Source organism: Burkholderia sp. Ac-20384 (genome assembly GCF_017104605.1).
GTDB classification, from domain to species: Bacteria; Pseudomonadota; Gammaproteobacteria; order Burkholderiales; family Burkholderiaceae; genus Burkholderia; species Burkholderia lata.
The window spans coordinates 1-1413 of record NZ_JAAGPE010000621.1; the positions used below are offsets into that span (position 1 = coordinate 1).

The 1413-nt window shown below is 73.4% G+C and carries 1 pseudogene; it reads left to right on the forward strand.

Annotated features, from left to right (window positions below):
* A pseudogene (locus G3O00_RS42370) lies at positions 1-1413 on the forward strand (LuxR family transcriptional regulator); the annotation flags it as partial.

Here is a 1413-nt window from a genome sequence, read left to right on the forward strand (position 1 = left end):
TCGCGCTCGGCCGACCCGCGCCAGGCGGTCGACGCGCTCGCCGCCCGCGTGGATGGCACGCGCGACCGGCTCGTCGAGCTGCTGCTCACGAACCTGTCGGCCGACGACACCGCATTCCTGACCCGCACGAGCGTCGCCGATCGCCTGCATCCGTCGCTGTGCGCCGCGCTGCTCGACGACGCGGACGCGCCCGACCGCCTCGCGCGGCTCGCACGCGACACGCCGCTGTTCATTGCGTCGGACGATTCGGACTGGTGCCGGCTGCATCCGCTCGTGCGCGACACGCTGCGCGACCGCCTGGCCGCGGGCCCGGAAGCCGAGCGCAGCGCGCTGCATGCGCGTGCGGCTGCCTGGCTCCACGCGCACGGAATGACGGAGGAAGCCGCCCGCCACGCGTATGCCGCTGGCCAGTTCGAGGTGGCGTACGCGCTCGCGCAGCGCTGCCTCGAGGATGCGATCAAGCAGGGCCGCATCAACGACGTACTCGACTGGCTCGCGCTGTTGCCCGATGCGGAGCTCGACAAGCGTCCGACGCTACGCGTCGCGGTGGCGTGGGCGCTGGCGCTCGGCGAACGCCATGTCGAGGCGCGGCGCCAGATCGCGGGCATCCTCGCGGATCCCGGCACGCCCGCGGCGATGCGCTACGAATGCGCGCTGATCCTCAGCGCGGCCGCGTATTACGCCGACGAAATCGACCGCTTCGTCGAGCTGTTCGAACCGTGGGCCGACTTCACGCCGCCGGCGGCGACGTGGCTCGCGCAAATGCACGCGAACCGGCTGTCGGCGCGCGCGATCATCGTCGGCGAACCCGCGCAAGCGCGCCGCTTCCAGCACGCGGCGCCGCGCGGCGAGACGGCGGCCGGGTTCGGCTATGTCGCGCGCTGGGGCGAGCTGATCACGGGCCTGAGCTACCTGCGCGAGGGCCAGGTCCGGCTGGCCGACGACGCGCTGTCGCCGGCGCTCGCGCGTGCGGAAGCCGATCTCGGGCGCCGCCATCCGCTCACCTGCATGCTCGCGGCGATGTGCGCGGCGCTCGCGTACGAGGCCGACCGCGTCGACCAGGCGGCCGCGTTGCTCGCGAATCGCCTCGACGTGCTCGAACATGCGGGCACGCCCGATACCGTGCTGCTCGGCTATCGCACCGCTGCGCGCATCGCGCTGCTGCGCGGCGTCGAGCACCGTGCGATCGACCTGCTCGAAGCGCTCGACGCGATGGGCGTCGCGCGGCGCCTGCCGCGCCTGTCGGTCGCGAGTCTCGCCGAACAGGTGCGCATACATGCGGCACGCTATCGCGAGGCGACCTGCCACGCGCTCGTCGATCGGATCGATGCGATCGCCGCGGCCGAGTTTCCGTCGCACGGGCCGCTGTGGCGGCGGCCCGTCGTGCTGCTGCAGGCGACCGCGCACGCGGGC